The organism is Vibrio sp. AIC-3 (genome assembly GCF_013114515.1).
GTDB lineage: Bacteria > Pseudomonadota > Gammaproteobacteria > Enterobacterales > Vibrionaceae > Vibrio > Vibrio crassostreae_C.
In genome coordinates, this window is the sequence record NZ_VTXG01000002.1 from 180,317 (window position 1) to 203,425 (window position 23,109).

At 44.3% G+C, this 23,109-nt stretch carries 10 protein-coding genes and 1 pseudogene; 2 read left to right on the top strand and 9 right to left on the bottom strand.

What is annotated here, in order from left to right:
- Positions 1–14: 14 nt before the first annotated feature.
- Positions 15–10,409: a DUF11 domain-containing protein gene (locus tag F0229_RS02410; protein ID WP_171732218.1), complete on the bottom strand. Its 10,395-nt coding sequence runs from the start codon at positions 10,407–10,409 to the stop codon at positions 15–17.
- A 306-nt stretch (positions 10,410–10,715) separates the two neighbouring features.
- Here F0229_RS02410 and F0229_RS02415 point away from each other — a divergent pair, with 306 nt between their 5' ends.
- Positions 10,716–12,575, top strand: a complete 1,860-nt coding sequence (locus tag F0229_RS02415; RefSeq protein ID WP_171732158.1) for a helix-turn-helix transcriptional regulator — start codon at positions 10,716–10,718, stop codon at positions 12,573–12,575.
- 137 nt (positions 12,576–12,712) lie between these two features.
- Here F0229_RS02415 and F0229_RS02420 read toward each other — a convergent pair whose 3' ends face one another.
- The 5 genes and pseudogenes from F0229_RS02420 to F0229_RS02440 form a co-directional block, all read right to left on the bottom strand.
- Positions 12,713–13,216: a membrane integrity-associated transporter subunit PqiC gene (locus F0229_RS02420; RefSeq protein WP_171732159.1), complete on the bottom strand. Its 504-nt coding sequence runs from the start codon at positions 13,214–13,216 to the stop codon at positions 12,713–12,715.
- A complete protein-coding gene (gene pqiB / locus F0229_RS02425; protein ID WP_171732160.1) occupies positions 13,216–14,841 on the bottom strand; it encodes an intermembrane transport protein PqiB in 1,626 nt (541 codons plus the stop codon). The genes F0229_RS02420 and pqiB overlap by 1 nt, the downstream gene beginning before the upstream one ends.
- Before the next feature lie 24 nt (positions 14,842–14,865).
- A pseudogene (locus tag F0229_RS22020) lies at positions 14,866–15,971 on the bottom strand (PqiA/YebS family transporter subunit).
- 372 nt (positions 15,972–16,343) lie between these two features.
- On the bottom strand, positions 16,344–17,738 hold the full coding sequence (locus tag F0229_RS02435; RefSeq protein ID WP_102575545.1) for a polysaccharide lyase family 7 protein: 1,395 nt from the start codon (positions 17,736–17,738) through the stop codon (positions 16,344–16,346).
- 215 nt (positions 17,739–17,953) lie between these two features.
- Positions 17,954–18,820, bottom strand: a complete 867-nt coding sequence (locus F0229_RS02440; RefSeq protein WP_171732161.1) for a LysR family transcriptional regulator — start codon at positions 18,818–18,820, stop codon at positions 17,954–17,956.
- A gap of 141 nt (positions 18,821–18,961) precedes the next feature.
- On the opposite strand from F0229_RS02440, the gene F0229_RS02445 reads away from it, so the two are divergent.
- Positions 18,962–19,336 (top strand): nuclear transport factor 2 family protein, encoded by a 375-nt coding sequence (locus F0229_RS02445; protein WP_171732162.1) that lies wholly within the window; start codon positions 18,962–18,964, stop codon positions 19,334–19,336.
- 204 nt (positions 19,337–19,540) lie between these two features.
- Here F0229_RS02445 and proX read toward each other — a convergent pair whose 3' ends face one another.
- From proX to proV, 3 genes are read right to left on the bottom strand one after another with little or no spacing between them, the layout of a single operon-like run.
- Positions 19,541–20,548, bottom strand: coding sequence for a glycine betaine/L-proline ABC transporter substrate-binding protein ProX (gene proX / locus F0229_RS02450; protein ID WP_004734648.1), 1,008 nt, complete (start codon positions 20,546–20,548; stop codon positions 19,541–19,543).
- Positions 20,541–21,635, bottom strand: coding sequence for a glycine betaine/L-proline ABC transporter permease ProW (proW, locus tag F0229_RS02455; protein ID WP_171732163.1), 1,095 nt, complete (start codon positions 21,633–21,635; stop codon positions 20,541–20,543). Before proW ends, proX begins: the two co-directional genes overlap by 8 nt.
- Positions 21,636–21,638: 3 nt before the next feature.
- Positions 21,639–22,826, bottom strand: a complete 1,188-nt coding sequence (gene proV, locus F0229_RS02460) for a glycine betaine/L-proline ABC transporter ATP-binding protein ProV (RefSeq protein ID WP_171732164.1) — start codon at positions 22,824–22,826, stop codon at positions 21,639–21,641.
- Positions 22,827–23,109 lie beyond the last annotated feature (283 nt).

Genomic DNA, 23,109 nt, shown 5'->3' on the forward strand with positions numbered 1-23,109 from the left:
ACGGTTCCAATGGCCTACTTCTGTTCACTTTGTTGGTCTTTACGATGAACGCTAAAGTTGAACTTGGTGAGCTTGTTCGGGGTAATTCGCAACACTTTCGGGTTTTCGCTTACCACTTCCATGGAGGTGGAGAGCGAATCAGTGTCCAACTTCACTAGGAAGTTCTTACCTTTCTTATTGAGTACCCATTGGTCGGGCACGTGGTAACGACCGTACTGGTCTGTGTAAATAACGATTCCCTCAACCGTCATCAACTTAACGCCCGGAATACCATCTTCGTAAATACCTTTGTTCTCGATAACGATTTCCCACAGGTAATCCTCGCCATCGCGATATAGGTTTCTGGTTACATTGAGGTTTTCCGCGCTCAGTCCCTTTTTCTTGTCCGATTCATGCTTAAACTGAATCTGACCTTGTGCGTCGAACTCGATGCGAGAGCCCGCATCGGTCGTGACGTAGAAATCAAAGCTTTGCTGTGTTCGAGTTTTAAATTGAATAACCACTTTGCTGGTTTCTGGCAGTGTTCGGTTCACTGAATGTCCCCAAAGGTCACCAAGCTCCAAACCTTGTTCAAGTGCAGTGGTTATCGCACCATCTTGAATAGCAACGTCTTGACCATCACGAATGATGTGCGTCGAATCAGCGATGTAGCCTTGTGTTGCTAAGTTCGCAGTTAGCTCAACATCAAACGCGGTTGCATCAGCTTGGAATCCATCTTTGTTATGATCTTCAAAAACTTTACCGATGATCGATGAGGTATCGAACACCTTGTCCGGCTCAATGGTCACTTTGGCGGTGTCTTCATTAGAAACAGCCGAGCCATCAACCTTCGCTACTGCGGTGTTGATGTAATCACCAAAGGTGGCACCTACCGAGACACGCAATAAGTAACGAATACGCAGCTTCTCGCCCGGATCAAAGTTCAACGATGTGAACATTAACTTGCCCGTATCTGATGGCTCTTGAGAGATAACCTGATCGTCTTCCGTACCAAACTCACCATCAATGCCGCTTAGCACAACTTCTGATGTATCCACGATGTATTTCAGACCACCTGGGTAACGGTCTTCCACCGTCACGTTCTTAAAGTAAGATTCATTGTTGTTCTCAACGATGATCTCGTACTCAACCGCATCGCCAACTTGCGCGGTATCTTGCAGCGCAGACTTGGTCAGCTCCAACTCCCCAGAGTTATCAGGAATCTTCTTGATGTGAGTAGTTACACTGTCGCTGGTTTCAGTACCGTCAGATTCAGTCGCCGTGAAGGTATTGGTAATGTCATCATCCAAGCCCTTACCTAGCGTGCCCACCACTTCAAACGCGTAAGCATTTCGTTTGTTGGATTTCAGGTTAACGGTGGTGTCTAAGTCTTTATTCGACGGGAAAGAATGACGCTGAATAACCGCGCCCGAGTCGTCGACTTCCACACCTTCAATTGTCCAATCGATAAAGACTTTATTACCTGTGCTGTTTTGTAGTCCACTGATCTCATCGGTTAGACGAACATTAGCCGCGTTACCTTGACCGTTGTTGGTCACGGCTAAGTAATAAGTGACACTGTCGTCATCTTCGGTGTATTCAGGCTTATCAGAACGTTTTTCAACAACCAGATCAGCACCCACTGGCGGCAAATCCAAAGCAGATACTTGATCTGCCACTGCCTGCATCGAGGTTTCAGAGGCCAACATGCCTTTAGAACGAGCGCGCATCGCTGGGCTACCAGTTAAGTCGAGGTAGTATCCAAGCACATCGATATTAGTCAGCATGTCTTCGTTGACCGTCAATGTGAACGTGTAATCAATCTTGCCGCCCGGCGATATGTCGACCAAGGTGAACAGGTCTTTGTCGTCATCAAAGGTGCCAGGTTGAGTTTCAGCCCCTTCTGATGTTGCCGTTAGTGTCCATTCATCAAACGCATTACTAAAATTACCATCAATATGATCACCCATGGATTCAGAGAACTGGGTGTAAAGCGCGACATCTTTGGCTATACCTCGGCCTATGTTTTGCACCACTAAGTGATACTCAACCTGCTCTCCCGGCACGTAATACGGGGCATCGGTAAACAGCTCAGCTTGAACCACAGCCGCAACTGTTTGAACTGGAGGACTGATAACATCGCCGCCATCTACTTGCGCAGTATTAATGATGTGTCCGGTCGCGGTATCGACTACGGTGCCTTTTGAGCGGAACACAACTGTGCCGTGCGGTGCAATATCCACACTGTACTCAATCGGGCTAATTTGCTCCGTCGTCGTTCCTACCGTGGTTGACTCAACAACCAAAGAAGTGGTTCCAGCAACAAAAGCAGGCCCAGTGGTACCATCGTAATAGCCCACCTCTATCGTGCTCATGTCATCGACAACACTTAAATCGCTGATGTAGTTGTTAGAGGTGTTTTCAATGGTAATCAAGAATTCCAGCTCACCACCCGGCTCATACTCGGTTTGTACGTTAGTTTTCGTCGCAACAAACTCAGAGTCTTTCGGTGTCATGACTACCGTTGAGTCTTGTGGTGTTCCGTTATAAGTGATGGTTGCCGTGTTACTGATATCGCCAATCGCCGTCGTACGAATCAACGCCTTAACATGGAATGTCACGGTACTTTGTGGCGCCACATCCATACTCACATCGATATCTTCACTCAAGTCGAACGTCTTGGGAGTGACAACAGAGCGATCATCCGAGGCGTCAAAGCTCACTTCCCATAGTAGGAATGCCGACTCTTGTTTATCCGCGGTCGTGTCGACTTGAATGTCACTGATGATGTCTTGAAGTTGAACACCAGATGCAAACGCATCAGAGCTGTTGGTTACGGTGATGTCGTAGTTAATCAGCTTGGTTACTTCATACGATGGCGTATCAACCGTCTTCTTGACCGAAACCGTCGCCAACACTGGTGTACTGGTAGCACTGTCATCAAATGTTGTGCCGTCAAAGGTCGCTGATGCAATGTTAGTAATATCGCCTGTCGCCAACGGATTAGTCGCAACTTGAATAGTGAAAACAATACTGTCTTGAGGCGCAATATCGAGCGTCTCATGAAGGTCTTCACCACGGGTTGCATCCGGTACTGGGGTTTCACCGGTTGTCGATACCGCCGATATTTGGATTGAAGCAGGGTCAAAAGCTTGTTCAGTCGTACCACCTGCAATCGTGGTTTCAACCGACTTCAGCGCATCTTCAATAGCAACATCTTCAGCCCAACCTAAGCCGTTATTCTTAACGGTCACGGTGTACTGAAGTGTTTCTCCCGGAAGGTACTCTGCTTTATCGACATCTTTAGTGATCTCAACTTGCGCATCTTCTGGAATGTAGGTCGCGTCTGCAGAGTGCTCACCGTCGTCGCTATCAACTTTAACGACGTTAGTGATCTCGCCTTTGGCCTTATCATTAACAGTGTTGGTCACGACAAATGAATAACTGTCACCCGGGTGAATGCTGTAAGTCGCACTATAACCCTGTGCGTTATTAACCACATCTTTGCGAGCGTTCAGGGCTGGATCGCCACTGCCATCAAGCTGTTCGTCGCTAATGATCCAATTACCTGTCAACGCTTGCTCTTGATCTGGGCTGTTAGCCACCTCTGTCATGATGGTGTCGATACGATCGGTTAGAACTTGATCGACAAGGTAACCTTCACCTGTGTTAGCCACAGTGATCTTGTATGAGATTGGTTGACCCGGTTGGTATTTGGCATCAGGTTCTGCAATTGGCGTCGTTTCTTTGGTTAGAACCAATTGACCCGACTTCGGCGTGATAAAGCCTTCTCGTAAGCGAGCGATCTTCGAATCGTCCAAACCATGTCGCAGATAAGCCGTATTGGTGAAGCGCCCAATCGCATCATCACGAACCTTACCTTGAACGTGAATACGGACAGCTGTGTACTTATCACCACCACCCGTACCAGCATCGTCACGCCCAGCCATCTTGATCGATTCAACAGGTAAATCGATGTCTGGACTGTTTTGACCAACTAGCTTATCTAACTCTGAAAAATCATTAGCGTCAGGGTCTGATGGCGCGGAGTTATAAAGCACATTGTAATCGACGCTCCACTCCGTGAGTGCGGTTTGCATCGAACCATCGACAGTTTCGACTTCGAAGCCACTGATGATGTCGCGGATTGAAAACAGGCCAGAATCCACATCATCGTTGGTAATATCGATGTAGTAATTCACCGTTCCACCAGGTACGTACGTAGGTGTATCTGTCCACTTATCAACTAGAATGTTCGAGCGGCCAGGGTTGAGGACAATATCGTTGGTGTTATCGCCATTCACTTGTGCTGTATTGGTGATGGTACCTGTCGCTGACGTAGAAACTCTGCCTTTCACGTCAAACACAATACGCTCACCAGGACGAAGATCGACAGTTGCATTCAATGGGACGCTACCGTTGTAGTTACCTTGCACGTCGTAAGTGCCAACAGGTTCAACCGCAATAGCCGTTGTCCAGCTAGAGAACGCATCATCGCCATCTTCAGTTTTGATGGTATGAATCGCATCGATAACACTCACGTCATTTGCGATACTATCGCCTGTGTTATCTAACGTAACTTGATACTCAACATCACCACGTGGTGCGTAAGTACAACCGCTGCCATCGTTTGAAGGAACAGAACACCCTGCCGATTCACCATCGGTATACACCAAGGTTTTGAAGTAATCGAGCTCAGCATCTTTAGGTGGTATCACTTGCGATGTTGCAGAGTCACTTCCTGCGGTCACTTTGTTCGCATCAATCGTGCCCAAAGCGTCGTCACGAACGACACCGGTTAAGTTAAAGGTCAGCGCTTCTCCCGCGGCAATATCGGTATCAATATCAAGGTTGCCGCTGGTGTTGTAGCTTGGTACATAAGTATCAGCGTTGGCATCAATACCATTGCTGACTTCATGGGTGATATCGCCAGAAACAAAAGCGGATTCCGTTTTACCGCCAATCACTTCGACTTGAATGTCTGTGATTGTGTCTTTGATCTTAATATCATTCGCCCAACCGTTTTCAGGGTTTGTAACTACAAATTCATACTCAACTTCGTCACCCGGAAGATAGGTATCACCATCACTGAACGGGCTGCCGTTGATCGACACCACGCGTTTTTCAACACTGATATTATTTCCTAGTGGCATTAGAGTCGCAGTACGAACCTTACCGTCATAATTCGCTTTGTTTTGAATATCGCCCAACGCATCCTCACGAATCTCAGCATGGATGGTGAACGTTAGGCTTTCTTGAGGCGCGATAACAATGTCGTTATCAATATTGACGTTATTACCAGAAACGAAGTCAACCGCGTCTGTAATCGAACCTACCGCTGCCGTTTTTTCTAGCTGCACTTCCCAACCAGATAAAAATGGCTGTCCAACAGGATCACCACCTGAAGTGGTGCTGTCTTCTGCAATACGAGTTTGAATTTCCGAAATCGCATCTTCTAGGCGAGAACCATATTCAATACCATCACCCGCATTCTTAATCTCAACGCGGTAGTAAACCTCACTCTCGCCAGAAGCTTGAGAATATTCAGTTTTTTGCGAAGAGAAGCCTGCATCATAAAACGCTTTTTTAGAGAACGTGACTTCAGGATCCGCCATTGACGTAGGAGGAGAAACCGCAATAAATTGGTTACCGTCATCTTCATCGATATAAGCTTTATTAGTAAAAGAACCAACCGCTTTCGGACTGATCTTGGCTTTTATGACATAGCGGACAAACGATGACAATACTACACCGCCAAAGTTGTCTGCCGATATATCAAAGTGCGTATCAATCGGTTGATTGTCTTTAATCGAGTTATCTACATCAGGATCTGAAATCCCCGATCCATCAGCGAAAGTTTCAATCGTCCAACTATCAAACGCCGAACCGCGAGTTCCATCGTAATATTGAGTCGTTATCTGGTCGATATCATCACGTAAACTGATGTCATCAACGTGCGCCGATGCGATGTTCTCGATTAGGATTTCATACTCGATGTAGCCGCTAGGCATGTAATTGGTAGCACCAACCAACTCATTACCATCCGTGTCGTAGTAAGCCAGAATGTTTTTTTCGTAATCAATTTGGCGACCAGTTTGCGAAATATTATGAGATATCGTGTCGCCATCAACGGTTAAAACGTTAACAACATCGCCATTGGCTTTGTCATTGATGGTCGCGACAACTTGGTACTCAAGCTTAGCGCCCATCGGAATATCGGCTTCAACATTTAGGTTACTGTTGGTTGATGTGTAAACATTGCCAGCACCTGCGCCCGCATCCACATACTCAGAATCAGTTCCAGTTGCGATCGATGTGATGGTCCAATCTGAATACGCTGGTCCTGTATTACCATCCACTAAGCTGACCGTAATATCTTCGAGGTTATCGACGATTGGAATATCGTGAGCGTTACCTTTGCCGTCATTCTCAATCACTAAGTGATAGGTCACGGTTTGAGCGGGCTCGTACACCGCTTCATCAGTCGTTTTATCAAAATCTAAATGGTAGCCATCGGGAATCACGACGGTATCTCGATAATGAATATCACCGACCGCATCCGGTCTTACGGTACCTGTTACTGTGTAAGTCACGTCTTCGCCAGCATCGATATCAATCGAGGTTACGATGTCAATGTCGTTCGCAACATCACCGTCTTTGGTACCATCTGTTGTACCCGCGTTCGCAGGATCGCTCTTAGCAACCGCCACCGTAAACTTGTTTGAACCTACCGAATCATCGAAAAATGGATTACCTGAATTGCCATCTTGTAGCTCCACTGATATGTCATTAATCAGTTCGTTAACGTCTACGTTGTTTCGATAACCATGTCCATCTTGAGAGTTGTACCTAATGGTATAAGTCAACTCATCTCCCGGAGAGTAGCGGTTAATGTTAGTAGTGCGAACAACGCCGCCGTTATTATGTACCTGATGGTTTTCAGCCACGGCACGTTTGGCATACTCACAATCGTCAGTACAACCGGCATTATCATCATGAATCAGCACGGCTTCGTTGCGGATTATGCCGCCGTCTCTGTCCGCTACACCGTTAGATACCGCATTGTCTTTGACATGCGCCTTAATACGCACCGTGACAAAGTCTTTGGCCGGAATTGAAACTGGGAACTCCACATCTTCAGTCGTTTGAGGGCCGAAACCAGAGCCAGTATCAACAGACCAATAGTCAAACGGGTTTTGATTAAGAACATCTTCTACTTCACCATCTTTATCATTCGCTAGCGTAGTAGTGATCTCACTCAGGCGATCCATGAAGATAAGATCGGTCTCATCAGTGTCGCTGTTATTGCCAATAACGATGGTGTAGGTGAGATCTTCACCCGGCGTGTAGCGGACAACATCGGTCGTTTTGGCTAATGAAACATTGATGTCATAGGTACTGTGTGAGTTATCTATTTGAGCGGAAGAGCTGTGGTCACGGTCTGTAATAGGATCGTAAACATCAACACGGTTCGATACTTGTTCTTCTTCATAGTCAGACTTAACAATGCCGCTCACCTCATAGTGAACCCACCCTCCGGGAGTGATATCAACGTCGGTATCGATGTCAGTGTCGTTAGCAATGTCACCGTAACGAGAACCCGGTTTATCTGTGTTGGTCGAACCTACAATTGTCCAACTATTAAAGAAGTTAAGCGCTGAAATACTATCTTGTACCGTTGCGTCATTTGCATAGCCAACACCGCGGTTATAGATATAAATATCGAACGTAGCGCGCTCACCTACAACAAAGTCGGTATTTTGAGCGGTCTTAGCGACTACAAGATTCGGCTCGCTAGGATAGGTACGTACCGTATCCGATAGATTAGTATCTGGTCCCGTCACTGTTGCGGTATTGGTGAATGCTCCCCAAAGAATCTCACTGTCGACACTGCGATCGAGTGTCCCAACAATGGTATAAGTAATCGTCGCACCTGGCGGGATCTGAGCGGTGGCATCCAGATCATTGTTATCCGAGAACGATCCAGGGTCAGTCACGGCTTTCACCCACGGGGAGTCTGCCTCTCTTTCTGCACTGATCGTCCACGAAGAGAACACGGGCTTGGTTTCACCCGGCTCGTGAAGTAACTCTGCTTCTATGGTACTGATTTCATCTTTAACATTGATGTTAGAGGCGAAACCGTTCCCTGCTGGGTTGGTAATGCTGATCGTATAAGTGACAGTATTGGTGGTGTCGGTATACGCGTTTTGTTCGTCATGACCATCAACACGCTTATCCAATACTAAGTAGTAATCTCGTGGGTATGAGCCTCTATCGGAATAAAGTACGCTGTCAACCGTCACTTCATTACGGATTTCATCATCGGCAATGGGGTTTACGATCGCGGCAATGCTATAAACGATCTTATCGTGTGGAGCTAGCTTTGCCTTCACATCTAAGATCTTTTGATTCTTCTGATTACCTTCTATGTCATCAGTAAAGCCGGGATCACTGTTTGTCGAAATTGAGCCGTCAGAGGCATAAGATTTCGCAGTAATAATCCAGCTCAAATACGCTTTAGTCGGTGTATCATTAATAGACTGAGTCATGACAGAGACTAAATCATCATAAACCGGTATATCAATCGCATAGCCGTCACCGTTATTCTCTACCGTGATGTCGTAGTTCAGGGTACCGCCAGCTGAGTAGTAACGAGAATCCACTTCCTTTTGGACCTTTAATTTCGAGTTTGGCATTTGGACGCCAGAACCCGACTCGCCTAAGTTATCCCCTAAGCACAAGCCCGCATCGGTACCATCATCAACAATCTGCCCCACACTGGTGTCTGCCACTTTTGCGGTCAGCTTATAATGAACGAAACCCTCAGGTGCGAGGTCGACTTTCAAATTGATGTCGTTTGTTGTCCAAGTATTGTAATTAAATGAGCCATAGTTCGATCCGTCACCACTTCTATCAGCGACTTCAAGCTTCCACTCGGAAAATGCTGAAGCATTAGAGCCATCCGCTTGCTCTGTCACGATACAAGCAAATTTATCGACAACTTCGATATCGTCGGCGAAGAACTCTGTGTCCTTGTTAGAAATAACAATGTCATAGACCACTTCGTTATCACCGACTATCCCCGGAACATAAGTCGTATCTGTGGTGTTCTTATTACGTGTAATTTGACTTGATGACGTCGTCAGAACGTCTTTCGAATCGAGAATATTGGCCAAAGCATCGCCAGAATCTGCGTGGCCATCAGCATCAACCACTCGGGCTGCAACTTGGGGAATTTGACCAATAGACACAGGGCTAACGTCCACCACAACGGAATAAACAATCTGCTCACCGGGATAGATAGACACTTTGTCTTCTAGTGACTTGTTGGACTCCTTTCCAGATGCATTGAGTTCAGAAAGGCTATTAGAACCGATCGAGGTCACTTCATTGGTCCAAAAATCGTAAGGGTTACCAACCGTGTCAGTTGCGTTCTTTTCGTTGCTGACATCGTTGCCTAGATCGGTTTCAAGATCCGCAAGAAACTGCTGAACCGAATAATGGTACGCGATACCAGTGTTTGCTTGGTTAGCAACCGTGACCGTATAGGAAAACTCATCGTCGACTAGGTAGTTATCCGATTGGTTCAAGGTATGTGTCAGGGTGATACTAGGCTCAGTGGGTGGAGTGATAACCTCATCAACTGTGACCAAGTCATCGCGTGTTTCAGCGGTTATACCGTCATTAACAATGTCGCCGACTAAATTGTCGGCAACGGTCGCTTGAATTTCGTAAGTCACTGACCCACCTATATCAATCGACGCAGCACTTACTGATAAGTCCCCTGATTCGGCGAAGGTGCCTGGATCGCTTTTGCTGCCTTCAACCTTGCTTACTGAGTTAACGTTGTCAGTAAAGGCTTGTTGCAAAGCCCCTTCAATATTGAGTGCCTTTATGTCTGAAATGACATCTTGAACGTCGATCGTCTGAATAAACGTATCGCCAGTGTTCGAAACCTTAATCTTGTAGGTGAGTTTGTTATTGAGTTGATAGTTCGTCTTATCGACTGAAACAACAACATCATGTTGGTACACACCACGCTGAATGGATTCTGTATTTGATTCAACAGCATCCAATAGTCCAGTGCTCGCACTTGCGACGTTATCAATCGTACCGGCTGCGTCAGCAGAAACGGTGGCGACCATGGTGTAGGTCACCGACCCACCAGCCGCAATACGCACACCTGATGCATCTAAGTTTCCGAAGCGACTGTAATCACCTGGAGATGACAGGAAGGAGGATTGCGCTTGAGTCGAGACTTGCGAGAACGCGCTGACATTATTCCCTTGGTCATCTGTCGTTAAGATATTTAACAGCTCATCCTTAACGTCCAACTCAGCAATAGCTTTATCCGACTCATTCGTTAAAACAAGCGTATAAGCTACCTCTTGGTCGTTGTCATAAGACGCACTGTCAACAGACAGATCCATAACAAGACCCGTTGTATCCGCATAGGAGGCAAATGGAAACAATAGAATGGATAAGAAAAAGGCAAGATTGTATCTGAACATTAACGCGCACTTCACAGTAGATTGACAAGTGTCTAGGCAAAAAGCCATAGATTTGACGTCACTAATTTGGCACTTAGCCTGTTAGGGACATGCGCAACATACAGTTCAAATAATCCGAACAATTAACATCCGTAAAAAACAAATTACTGAAGATGTTAAATAGAGAATCCGATGTCTAAACTAGAATCAAGACATTGAGTTAATTATCAGAAGGTTAATGTTTTAATGAGTGAGTTTTCACAGTTGTTACGTAACTTCAGAAAGGAACTTCAATTTACACAAACAGAGTTTGCAACCTACTTAAATCAGCTGGACGATGAGTTTAATGCGGTTGACGTCGTAACGATAAATCGTTGGGAAAACAGTAAGGTAAAGCCTAGTACATACAAAGCACTCAAGATCTTACAGTACCTTGGCGGAGATTTGTTTGAGACAATAAAGAGCTTTAAATCCGAACAAAAAGACACACTAATCGAACTGTTTTTAAACGAATCCTATGGCTCATTTCAAAGTAGAATTTCAGCTCTATCAGGCCTGAATCAACAACAAGGCGAACGCAACTTTAAGTCACTGCCTTTAATGTCAGAGCCGTGTGACACTGGCGTTATCGACAGAATCAAACTACTTTCTAAATTCACAAAAGTCGATATTTCGCCATTGGACCAAATTGATTTATATCTCTACTACTGTGAGAAAAAAGCACATGGTCACAAGCTGATCAATACAGATGGCGACATTGTGAGTCACAACATAGGCTTTTTCTTTGAAGACCATCAATTTGAGACATTAAAAACTCAAGAGCTAGATCTAAGAATGGCCTGCTCTTTAAATTCAAGCAAAAGCATAAATTATTTTAATATAAGCTCACACTCAGAGACAAAACATCATGTTATTGAGCATATAGTTTCAGATATACAGTTACTTTCTCAGAATGAAAATATAAAAAGATACTCTGTTTTAGTAAAAGACCCCAATATGATGAGACTCTTGAAGAGTGTGGGGTTTGAAGTATTTAAATTTTCAGAACCTTCTGCTAAAAAATGTAATATTACATTCAAAAATAAATATTATAGCTACTGTATATTAACGATTGATAAAATAGACTATCTGACTAATCGGAACGTAATGTCACTAATCAAAGATGAATATTCTACCATGATGAAATTTCCGCAATTACTGCGCGAAGCGCGCAAGAAATTGAAGTTAACGCAAAAGGATTTTGCGGCATACATTAATCACTTAGATGATGAATTCAGCTCTGTAGATGTCGTAACGATAAATCGATGGGAAAATAGCAAAGTAAAACCAAGTAATTACAAAGCCCTAAAGCTACTGGACAGCCTTGGTCTGGACTTGTATACAACGTTGAAATCCTTTGATTCAGAAGATAACGAAGACAGTGCATTACTTGAAGACTTCCTTCGTGAGAGGTTCTTTTCGTTTCAAAGCCGAATATCGTCTATCACTAAAGGGGAAATAGAAGAAGGCTGCGACTGTCAGATCATGCCACTAATGACAGATCAGAATGACAAAGCAGTAATAGATAGAATAAAGCTGATTTCACAATATACAAAGGTGGATCCTTCAGCTCTTGATACTATCGACCTGTTTCTCTATTGCAGTGAAAAAAAGGCGCATGGCAGAAAAATGGTCGATGTTAATGGCGATATTGTTAGTCATAGCCTAGGTTTTTTCTTCAACGAAGAGGTATTCGAGCAATATCAAAATAAACATCTGCATATTAAGCAAGCTTGCTCTTTAGATTCTAACCAGAACTTAAATTACATTGTGGTTAGCGGTCACTCTGAAAAGCGCGAACAATCTATTGCGAACCTAATTTCCGATATGAAGCTTCTTGCAAGAAATACTAAGATTAAAAAGTATTCCATGATCATAAAGAACCCAAGTGCATTGGAACTTATGAAGAACATCGGATTTGAAATATGGAAGTTTTCAGAACCAACAGAACAAAAGTCGAACATCACCTTCAAAAACAAAAACTACCGCTATTGCGTACTGACTATCGACAAAATCGAATTACTGAGTAACAAGAATGTTATCGCATTTATTAATAAATATGGTTAACGACTCAGGTTTACTGGATATAAACAGCCACCAAACAATAGGTGGCTTTTTAATTCTCCGAGAGGCTACCCAATAGTAATCGGGTGAATAAGTCAATTAGCCAGATAACTACCAGCGGTATTCACACTGACAGACACCTAAGGCAATTGCGTCTGTATCTCAGATAGCACCTCATCTAACCCCTCACCTAGGGCTTCAACAAGTGCTTCATAACCTGCTTCTTTCAACGGTACTTTTGATTCGAAGTCGGCACGCGCGAGCTCTGAGCCTTGCTCGCTCAATACCCAAGTTCCTTTCACTTCTGCGTTTCCGGTATAAGAACCATTGAACTGCTCAAAGGTTATCGTCAACTCTCTTTCAGGCTCTCCCGATGTATCAGAAGTATTGACTCGCTCTTCAAGCAACCCTTCAAGGTTTTCCGCCCAAACGTGTTTACGCGCAGACACCAATTCATTTTCAGACTTGCGATAAGCTATTCCTATCGTGTCGAGGTAATCCGGCAAATCAACACTAGTTTTGACCTTAAAGATGGGCTTATCCAATGTACTTTCAGGCAAGAGGTAGGCGTTAGTACCATCAGTAGGCGCTGCGCACCCCAAGAACCCAACTGACACAACCAGTGATATAAATTGCTTTCTCATTATTCCACTCCCTTAACTGGAATCGGGTCTTCTTCTACTTCGCTACCAAACACTAACGCATTGGGTTTGTCGTTCAGTATTTTAATCAGTGGGCGAAGCTCTTTTAACACATGTTCTAACTCTTCAGATGCACTGATCAATTGCTTGTAAGCGTCGGAGTCATCATCGTAACTTTCTAATGTCGCCTCAAGTTGCTTCATGGTGTCACTCAGATCTTGTGGTAACGCTTTTGCGCCCTCACTACCCATCAGTTGATCGACACTCTTCAAGGTAGTATCTAATGATGCAAGCGATCCGTTTAAATTGGCGATAGTCGCGTCTAACGGTAGCTCGTTAATCTTGGTTAGGAAATCGGTGATCTGATTTTGAATTTCGGTTAGACCACCCGCGACAACCGGGAACACAGGGTAACCATCAAATTCTCTGGGTTCGTAAGTCTCCTCATCTTCATAAAAATTAATGTCGACAAACAGCGCTCCCGTGAGCAAGTTACCCGTTTTCAAGGTTGCTCTTAACCCTTCGCCCATTTGCAGCTTGACGCGTTCAGCAAAGGCTTCGGCATTCACGGCTCTAAAGACTTCAGAAACTCGTTCTATTTCCAGCTTGATTAAGATAGGAATACGGTTCGAGACCTTGCCATCTTTATCCATGCGAATTTGTAACGGCACCGTATCCACAGTGCCAATCCTGACACCTCGATACTCCACTGGAGCCCCTTTCCTTAAACCTCGAACCGATTCTTCAAATAGCAACACATACTCGATCGATGTCGTGTACTTACCTTGTAAAACCGCGTCGTAATTGTCGTACAGAATGTACTCTTGAAGGTTCTCTTTTATCTGCAATCCAGGCTTAATACTTTCGGCTACATCAAAGCTCACACCGCCAGTCAGGATGCTTTCTATTGACGCAAAGTTAACGTCTAAACCATTCGCACCAAACTTCACATCGATTCCAGAAGATAGCCAAAACTGCGTTTTTTCGAAAATCAGGCCATCATAAGGTGCAAAGATAAACAGTTGGTATTTACCCTCTTTCTTTTCATAGTCAAAGCTTGTTTTCTCAACCCGACCCACCACGAAGCCATGATGCAAGACAGGTTCTCCTACACGCAGTTGATTGGCCTTATTATGTGAAACCACCACACGAATTCCTTTGGTATCTGGTCCCGCGACGGGTGGTGTGTCTAATACATCGAACTTCAATTGAGACTCACTCGATTTACCCGGCTTCAACTCAATGTACGACCCCGACAAAATAGTCTCAAGCCCACTAATGCCATCGGTGCCGACATGGGGCTCAACCACCCAAAACTGGGTTTCTTTATTGATCATGCGTGAGGCTTTCTTGTCTATCTGAGCTTTGGCTATGATGTATTCGTAATTTTCACTCAGCGCGACATCCGTAATAGTGCCCACATGTACATTTTTAGACTTAATTGCTGTCTTTCCCGCTTCGATACCTGAAGCATCAGGCAAGATCAAAGTGATCTCTGGTCCGCGATTGTTGAAGTACTGAAACAACATCCAACAGCCGACCAGAACCGCGATAATGGGCACAATCCAGACCGGAGACAATTCATTTTTTTTTGATACTTTCGCATCTGACGCGCTTTGTTTTTCCATATACCCCACACCTCTACCGAGAGATTATTTCCATATAATTCGAGAATCAAAAATCATTGCCGACAACATAGTGAAAATGACGACGGCAGCAAAAGACAAAGCAGCAGGCCCAGGATAAATCGCCATCAATCCGTCTAATTGAACCAAGGCAACCAGAATGGCAACCACAAAAATATCTATCATGACCACCGACCAATAAACTCAGTAACACGGTATATTTTGAGAAATCGAGTCGCTTCATCAACAGGTAAACCCTGAACCCTTTTTGCATTCCAATACAAGTATGCCAGCGCAATCATTTTTGCCATCGGTATAAACACACTGGCAAGCAAGATGATCAAAGCGACTGGGTATGACCCCATATTCCACAGAATGATGACACCTTCGATGATGGTTGAACCTTCACTCGTCCCGAATGCAGACGTATACATCATTGGGTATAGGTTTGCCGGGATATAAAAAATAATGGATGTGAGTAATAGAGCCCACGTTATCTGAAGGTTTTTAGTTGGATTAAATCGGTGTAGGTGAACATGACAACGAGAGCACTGACTAAGTTGGTCATCGTACAAGTGGACCTGCCCACAAACATGACAAACCAAATGATCGTGCTTTTGAAAAAGGCTACCCGTTACCGATTCATGCAACGGCTTAGGTGGGATCAATCGGTCCCAGATCCAATCAAAATCAACCAACGAAATGGTTTTGACCACCAGCATAGCGTAGATACCAAATGCCCAAAACGATATGCCCATAGAGACATCGGCTAGTGCTGCTATTTTAATCAAACTAACCAACACACCAATCAAAAATACATCCACCATGAGCCACGGTTTAACCCAGCTCAAGGTCTTTAAAATGAAGATCGCTAAACGGCTTAGGTTCGGCGAGTGGGTGCGCCTTTTTTAAGTCAACGAATAGAACCAGATCGCGCTAATCAGAAAATAAGCAGGCAGGAAAATAACGGCAAGAAATAAGAGCGCGGCAATCAGTGAATTATCTAACCTATTCATCATATCCACGGCTTGATAAAGGGTTATTTGTTGACTGATACCTTGGACGCTAAATGACATGTAGGGAAAAGTAAGACTCATCACGAGTGTGATCAAACTGGCCACTGCGTAGGCCATCACTCCTTGTCCCTTACTCGCACCGATGCTGCACAATGTATGATGACAACGAGGGCAAGACGCCTCACTGCCCGAAGGTAATTCCCGGAACTGACTGACTAACCCACATTCGATGCATGACTTGGTACAAAGATCAGACAATAACGGCACCTCTTAGCGGTTGATAAGCAACTAGACACTAAGACTAACTATAAGTAAGGGTTGGATTTTTTGCCAATATGCACCCAATTAAACAAATACAGTATGGTAGAAATGAGAGGTAGAAAGATAAAAGAAAAGATGACCAATTGGCCACCTCCTTTTAATCATTGAACGAATACAAACGGCAACGATTTAACTCGTTGCCGTAGTCACGCACTATTTACAGCGTGATCAGTTGTGATTGTTGTTTAACTGATAGAAAGTTACTTGCGCATAATCGCTGTCGTCACTTGAGTTATCTTGCAAATAGATACCTGCTTTGAAGTACATGTAGTTATCTGCATCGTCATAACCGCTGTTACTCATATCCACTTCTTTTGCCGCCAATTCTGAACCATTTTGACTAATGGTAGTAATCAACTTGTCACCTTCAACAACAATGGAATACGAGAAGGTTTCATCGAGTGCAATTCCGCCACTTGGGTTGCTAGTGCTGTTTAAGTCACCGTCAGAAGTTACCATGTTACCTAAAAGGTTATGCCAAGTTTCATCGCCACCGTTCGATTTCGAGGTTTCATGAGCGAAGTAGATTGCGCCTTTGTCGTTACCTGGCAGTTTATGGTAGTACAGACGAATAGGTTCGTTTTTCTCAGCGTGGATCTGGCCAATCACGATTCGACCCACTTGTTCAGTGTTCGAAGTAGTTGTCGTCACATGATTGATAGCTAACGTCGCATTTAACGTCCCGTCGATACCACCAAAGTCAGACTGGTCACTCGATGGAATAGACGAAAACGCCCAGTTATTGTCTTTACCCGAGGTGGAGTAAGAGGTATCACCGCGACGAAGCATTTCTCTTAATTCGGTACGAACATATTTTGTTCCGCTAGATGTTGTCACACCTTCGACAGGTGTGTAGAACACCAAGCCACCATCACTACCGGTATAGAAGAATTGGTCTTCATAACCCGCATCAAGCGTGTTCTCTTTGATAGAAGTCGCGTAGCCATCACCTTCATCAACGGGAATGCTCACATACCAATCCAGTAAGTCGAAGTTGCCTGATGGCGGTAGGTTTGGATCGAGTCCGTAGTCAGGGCTATCGTTGCCACTGATTTCGACTTCAGTAATATTCGTCCAAACACTTTCCGCGCTGTTTTCAAAGACTTTGATACGAATCCAACGAGCTTGAACATCCGTCACATCGTAGGTTTCAAAACCAGATGTGCTGCCACTACTATATCCATAGTAAACCTTGTCCCAGCTACTTGAACTTTCATCAGCTAGCGCTCTGATCTCGAATTTATAAGTTTGCTCTTCACCTTTACCCCAAGCTATCGCGACGTCTTGAACATTTTGTACTGATCCCAGGTCGAGCACTAAATTAACGGGCGCATTCTGAGCTGCCCAACGTGATGACCAATCAGTACTGCCATCAATCGTATTCGATGCTGGGTAAGAGCTGTGCGCTCCGCCCCAGTCTGATGCGGATTGAATGTTCAGTGTTTCAGCCGATACGCCATAAGTAGCCATCGCTAAAAGAACCGCGCACGACAATTGTTTGTAAGGTTTAAATTGGTGAGTTCGAGGTTTGCAAGAAGTGAGTTTGCAAGGTTTAAAGGTCATACAAGTCTCCATGATATGTTTAACGTATATTATTTATTCCATATTTTGTAGGGTGTTACCGAAGTAACGAGAACCACTATAGGACAATATTTGTACGACAAGTTGAACAAACATCACGATAATGAATTATTATATTACAAATGAATAACTATGTGACATGAACCATTCTTATACCAAACACATCATCTAATAAGACAGCATTATAACGAGAAGCTTTAAACCAAATTACACTTGAGCTTTTCCTCCAACGCTTGGATACACAGCTTGATGGCGATAGGCGTATTTGAAGCGAATGGGTTTAGCGCATAAACCGTGTTAGTGGGTAATTGAAAGCTTGGCATCATGTCGACCACCTCACCGGATAGCTGATGAAGGTAAAAGTCTGGAATAGCGCCGATACCGACGCCAGATTTAATCAGTGCAAGGCAACTGTGGAACGAATTGGTGACGCAACTAGCTTGCTGTTGGTAGACAAAGTCCTGCTCAGTTTGAGAACTAAAATGATGAGTCACCTGCTTTCCCTGCCAAGAGTTTGCAATGTAAGGAATCGATTCAAGCTCACGTTTACGCATGCTTTCAACGCCACATAACACATCTTTAAACTCACCTAAACGCTTTTGCTTTAAGTTACTGTCACGAGAACTGCCCACTCGTACCGCGAGATCAATATCGTGCTCCATGAAGTCTAAATGCTGATCGTCGCTTATCAGTTCTGGCTTTAACTTCGGATATTGTTTCATCAGTTCGGCAATAACAGGCGCTACCAATAAATCCATCAAGGCATTCGGAGCTGTGATACGAATCCGGCCTTGTGGCTCTTCTAGCTCGGCTTTTGCCATATCCCAAGCCGATTCAGCGATCACATTGATGTCTTTGCAACTCAAATAAAAGCGCTCACCCATGCTTGTCAAAGTTTGTCTTCGTGTTGTGCGTTTAAGGAGAGAGGCGCCTAACTCTTGTTCTAGAATTTTGAGATGTTGACTGACGACAGATTTAGACAACTCTAACTTTTCAGCCGCAGCCGAGACTGAACCCTGATCTACGATATGAGCGAAAATCGACATCTGCTTTAGCTTACTCATCTTATTGTTCTCTTTTTACAAACAGTATTTTCCATTATCTCTGTTTTTCAAATTAATTTCCAAGACTAAACTCAATTCAACTTATCGAAATACCAAATAAAAAAGACAGTGCTCGAAACAAGACTGTTATGGAGAAAGACAATGTTAGACAACCAAATTTTAGAAGCATGTAAGCAAGGCATTAACGCGTGGCAAAAGGCTTTCAACAACCAAGATGCGAAAGGTTGTGCCGATCAATATACTGAAAGCTGTGTAATGGAAGCGCGTCCATTTGGTACTTTTGAAGGTCGTGAAGCGATTCAAGCATTTTGGCAAAACATCATCGACCAAGGCTTCAAAGACGTTGATTACACCGATGTTAAGTGGGAAGAGCACCCAGAAGGCGGCTACATTCTTACCGCTAGCTGGACAATGAACAAAGCGTTTGGTGTTGTACATCGTGAGCACTGGGCACTAGAAGCGGATGGTTGCGCTCGCTTAGTAAGCGACAACTTCGAAGTTCAAGGCGAACGCTAGAGCTGTAATTAAAAGATAGAAGCTCAAAAATAAAAACAGAAAACAAAAAGCCAGCAATCCAAATGGACTGCTGGCTTTTTAATGTTTAACTCTGTCGCCTTTTCACTTGATTTGAAGGTGATTCAGTGACTCTACACAATCACTCAACACGCTCATCATTTCAAATCAAAATGTCTGGTAAGACAGAGCAAATACAAGTCAAAGTTACAGTGCTGCTTTCTTCGCTTCTGTAATCCAACCATCGAACGTGCTTTGGTTCGCTTTGATCCAACCGTTTACGTGCGCTTCGATATCCGCAGAGCTGTTCTTGCCTTTACTCATCATCATGTTCTGAGCACTTACATCATTGATGTTAAGTTTGATGATTTCGAAAAGCTTCGCTGCTGATGGGTTGTTTTTAGCAAACTCTTTGTTCGCAATAATGCGCATTGAGTTCATTTCGAAGCCGTAGTTTTTGCCGTTAGATAACGTTGTATCCACATTCGAACGCTCGCCAGGAAGTGCTGAGAAAGGTACTTCCAACCAAACTACATCTTCGTTAGGAACCAATACGCCACTTACCCAGTAAGGTGTCCACGTGTAATAAAGGATTGATTCACCCTTTTGGTAACGAGAAATTGTATCTGCGATGATCGCCGCATAGTTACCTTGGTTGTGAGTCACCGTATCGTCCAATTTGAATGCCGAAAGTTGGTGTTCAATCACCATCTCACAACCCCAACCTGGGTTACAGCCTGTAAGGTCTGCTTTGCCATCACCGTCAGCATCAAACAGCTTCGCGATTTTCGGATCCGTCAGTTGACCAATGTTAGTGATGTTGTATTTTTCAGCCGTTTTCTTATCAATTAGGTAACCTTGAGCGGCACCACTTACATATTGGCCTTCGCGGTAGAATTTGTCATCGCCGCCCGCCATTTTGTATTTATCAGCATGAAGCGGGAACCAACCTACTGTTAGGAACGTCGCGTCACCTTTTGCGATAGAGGTGTAACCTACGTTGTAATCCACTTCTTGCGTAGATTTCACGTCGTAGCCAAGCTCTTCAAGGGCGCGGTTAACAATCAACGTTTGGAATGTTTCTTCCGCTACAGACGATTGAACTGGCTGAACTGATACACCTTCACCCGGTAAGCTTGCTGCCCACACGTTCGTTGATACTGCTAATGTAGAAACGATGCTAACTGCAAGTTTGCTCTTCCATGAATTATTCATTGGTGTTTTTCCTTAATTGTAGTTCTGATTTGTTACCGCGATTTATCGCATTGAGCACAAGAGAAACAGGGCCCATGTGGTACCAGCGTAATTTTGTATTACCTGCATTTACCCCGAGAACTTGAGTAATGCGGTCAAGCAGGATTGCTAAAATAACGATGCCGAGACCACCAACAGCGGCCAGTCCCATATCTAGACGGCCGATACCTCTCAGTACCATTTGCCCTAAACCACCTACCGCGATCATTGATGCGATAACCACCATAGATAGCGACAACATCAGTGTTTGGTTTACGCCAGCCATAATGGTTGGTAATGCAAGTGGCAGTTGAATTCGGTAAAGCATCTGCTTTTTGCTTGCACCGAATGAGTGACCCGCTTCGATCAATTCTTCCGGGACTTGCTGAATACCCAAGATGGTCAAACGAACAACAGGAGGAAGTGCGAATATGATGGTCACCACGACACCCGGAACGTTACCGATACCAAACAACATGACGATCGGTACTAAATAAACGAAGGCTGGTGTGGTTTGCATAGCATCCAAAATTGGGCGCACGAATTTAGCCGCCGTGTTACTTCGAGCGAGCCATATCCCCATGGGTAAGCCAATCAATAGGCAGAAGAATACGGATGTCATGACCAGTGACAATGTGGTCATTGCTTCAGACCAAGCGCCAATCAAGCCAATGAAAGTCAAAGATACGGCCGTTGCAACGCCAAGCTTCAAGTTTGAAAACTGCCATGCCACTAGAAACAAGATGATCAACATGAATGGTGCTGGCGTAGACACCAACGCCGTTTCAAATGAACTTAGGATAAAATCGATAGGCACACGGATTGCCTGGAATAATGGGCGTCCGTGTTCAACCAACCAATTCAGACCAGACTCAACCCAAGTATCGACTGGTAGTACAGCTTCAGCAAAAGGGTTCAGTGGGTCAAAAGGCGTAACCTCAACGGTTTCGCTGCTTAGCCAATCCGCAGATGGTGCAGTTTCCGTTGTTTGGCCCCAAGGATCACTTGCTGGCTGAGTTGAAGGAGCTGCTTGCGACCATGGGTCATTATTTGTTTGTTCCGACGACATGATCTATCCCTTATCTAATGTTTGTAGCAGTCGTGACTTAGTCACAACGCCAAAGTAATTACCTTGCTCGTCCACAACAGGAACGGAATAAGGCACACCGCCAACAAGGCCAAGTACATCATTGATTGGTAAATCTGGATTGAGAGTTAAACCATCACTTAGCTGAGCGCTAACCAATGATTTATTCTCTTTGTGTGCTTTGCGAAGGGAGTCGATAGAAACAATGCCTGAGTAGTGACTGCTCTTCTCAACAACGATGCCGTATTCACGGTCGTTATCCATCAAGATTTGCAGAGCCGAGGCTGGACCATCGTGTTCAGATTTCTTAAATACCGCTGCAGGTTTCTTGCGTGCGATGTCTTTCACGGTAAGAACACTTGCGACATTCACACCACGGAAGAAGGCTTCAACATAGTCGTTCGCAGGGCTATTCAAGATTTCATCAGGAGTACCCACTTGAACCACTTCACCATTTTGCATAATCGCAATTCGGTCACCGATACGCATCGCTTCATCCAAATCATGCGAGATGAAAACAATCGTTCGTTTATCGTCATTTTGAAGTCGGATTAACTCGTCTTGCATCTCAGTACGAATCAGTGGATCGAGTGCAGAGAACGCTTCGTCCATTAACAGAATGTCAGGGTCACATGCTAAAGCGCGAGCCAAACCAACACGCTGCTTCATACCACCAGACAGTTCATCTGGGTAAGACTCTGAATATGCGCCAAGACCTACACGTTCTAGCGCTTCAAGTGCTGACTGCTTTCGTTGTTCAACTTCAATACCCGCAAGCTCTAGACCAAACGCGGCATTCTCGATAACCGTCATATGCGGCATCAAAGCGAAATTTTGGAAAACCATCGAGATGTTGTTGCGGCGAACTTCGCGGAGTTCATCTTCTGAGATGTGGGCAATGTCTTTGCCTCGAAGAAGCACATTGCCTTTGGTAGGTTCGATCAAGCGGTTAAGAAGGCGTACTAGGGTTGATTTGCCAGATCCTGACAGTCCCATTATGACGAAAATCTCGCCTTCTTGAATACTAAGAGAAACATCGTTAACGCCGATCGTTAGCCCTGTTTCTTCGAAAACTTTATCTTTATTTGCGCCTTCATTAATCATTGTAAAAGCACGGTCGGTGTCTTCACCAAACACCTTGTACAGTCCCTTAACTTCCAGTATGGGATCCATGTAATCTAATCCTTTCTCAGTTATTTAAACTTAAAAATGGTTATTTAAACCCGAATAACAATTAGCACTCTAAGTAATTAGCACATGCAAATCAAGGAACTTCGTTCGGTAAAACAAGGTGACAGACCGAAACCAGATCAGTGACAGCAAGACAAAAAAACAAGCGAAAACATAACAAGCCACTGATAATTAAAGGGATAAATTAGAAAGACGCACTACCAATATTATGTATTACTTAGTCGTAGATTATTGAATATTAATTTTACATTAGAGTAATTAATAG

What these genes read in the sequence shown, in the direction of transcription:
- F0229_RS02410 (WP_171732218.1), bottom strand. Translation starts at nt 10,409, where the DNA reads ATGGATCTGTCTGTTGACAGTGCGTCTTATGACAACGACCAAGAGGTA.
- F0229_RS02415 (WP_171732158.1), top strand. Translation starts at nt 10,716, where the DNA reads ATGAGTGAGTTTTCACAGTTGTTACGTAACTTCAGAAAGGAACTTCAA.
- F0229_RS02420 (WP_171732159.1), bottom strand. Translation starts at nt 13,216, where the DNA reads ATGAGAAAGCAATTTATATCACTGGTTGTGTCAGTTGGGTTCTTGGGG.
- pqiB (WP_171732160.1), bottom strand. Translation starts at nt 14,841, where the DNA reads ATGGAAAAACAAAGCGCGTCAGATGCGAAAGTATCAAAAAAAAATGAA.
- F0229_RS02435 (WP_102575545.1), bottom strand. Translation starts at nt 17,738, where the DNA reads ATGACCTTTAAACCTTGCAAACTCACTTCTTGCAAACCTCGAACTCAC.
- F0229_RS02440 (WP_171732161.1), bottom strand. Translation starts at nt 18,820, where the DNA reads ATGAGTAAGCTAAAGCAGATGTCGATTTTCGCTCATATCGTAGATCAG.
- F0229_RS02445 (WP_171732162.1), top strand. Translation starts at nt 18,962, where the DNA reads ATGTTAGACAACCAAATTTTAGAAGCATGTAAGCAAGGCATTAACGCG.
- proX (WP_004734648.1), bottom strand. Translation starts at nt 20,548, where the DNA reads ATGAATAATTCATGGAAGAGCAAACTTGCAGTTAGCATCGTTTCTACA.
- proW (WP_171732163.1), bottom strand. Translation starts at nt 21,635, where the DNA reads ATGTCGTCGGAACAAACAAATAATGACCCATGGTCGCAAGCAGCTCCT.
- proV (WP_171732164.1), bottom strand. Translation starts at nt 22,826, where the DNA reads ATGGATCCCATACTGGAAGTTAAGGGACTGTACAAGGTGTTTGGTGAA.